The following is a 1,199-nucleotide window of genomic DNA, read 5'->3' as shown; positions in this document are numbered from 1 at the left end:
ACCTTGCGTTTGGCATAAATGCGGGCTCCCTCTTTACTTGTCAATTCCTCTTTGACTAAGTTCTTGAAATAGTTCCACGTAGGATTATACTGAATTTGTTTGAGGTTTCCTTTTTCTGTCCGTGCTAACTGGTCTAACTCCTCACTAGCTTGTACAGGATCAGCTTCGTAAATCTTAATATCTTTCTCAAAACCATTCTGCTCCGTTCTTCGTGAATAATTCTTAAACGAGTAGACAACCCCATCTGGCTTTATCCACTGGTCAGAATCTTCTAGATAGGTCCAGTTTTCAGGATTGGCATCACTCTTCTTATAGCTTTTCTTCTGCTCTTTCTGATATGTTCCGTAGGGAATCAGAGGTGTTTTCTCCAGATCATCAAGGATAAAGCTATAATTTTCTTCACTTCCATAACCTGCATCCGCGACAATGTGTTGAAAGAGTTCTAAGGTTTGGATGGATTGAAGAAAAGGTTTGAGTGTACGAGTGTCAGTTGGATTCGGATACAATCCGTAAGCTAAGGCAAACTGGCTGTTTGTACCAAGTTGAAGGTTGTAGCCCGGTTTGAGCTGACCATTCTTCATAGGATCTTCTTTCATCCGCATAAATGTTGCATCATGATCCGTTTTAGAGTAGGAGTTTCGTTCTTGTAAAATCTGTTTATCTCGTTCGTACTTCTGTTTCCGAACAAGACAATCCTCTTTCAACTTTCTCTTGAGTTTCTTAATTCTTCTTCGTTTCTGTCTGTTGGCTGATCCACCTTTAATGACTTTAGGCTCTTGTGAGATAGCTTCTTCCACCTCATCCAATACTTGTTCTGTCTCATGTAGGAGTTGTTTGAGTCCCTCGCTAGTGAGGCATTCTTCCTTGGACAAGGCAGTATTCACCCCTTCTTGAACTAGCTTGTCATAAAGGGCAGAAATGTTTCCATTCAAGGCATCTTCATAGCGTTCAACGGCCTTTTTCCACGTGAAAGAATACTTGTTGGCATCAGCTTCTACCTTAGTCCCGTCAATGAAGAGAGCCTCATCTTCAATCAAGCCATTCTCTCTGAGGAGGAGAGTGAAGTAGATGAAGGCAGTTTTGATGAGCTGATTGGCATGTGTGCTAGCCCGAAAACTGTTTATGGTCCGATAACAGACATAGGTATCCTGACTCAGCCATTTCATAGGAATGACTTCTTCATTCATTTGAACGATTTT

Annotated in this window: 1 protein-coding gene; it reads right to left on the bottom strand. The window is 41.4% G+C overall.

The window, feature by feature from the left end; translation table 11 throughout:
* On the bottom strand, positions 1–1,199 hold a 1,199-nt coding region (locus C1E58_RS02825; RefSeq protein ID WP_105209254.1), incomplete at both ends, for a transposase.

It is taken from the genome of Streptococcus suis, assembly GCF_002964575.1.
GTDB lineage: Bacteria > Bacillota > Bacilli > Lactobacillales > Streptococcaceae > Streptococcus > Streptococcus suis_R.
Note: the sequence above shows the minus strand (reverse complement) of the source record. Positions and strands in the feature narration are given on the sequence as shown.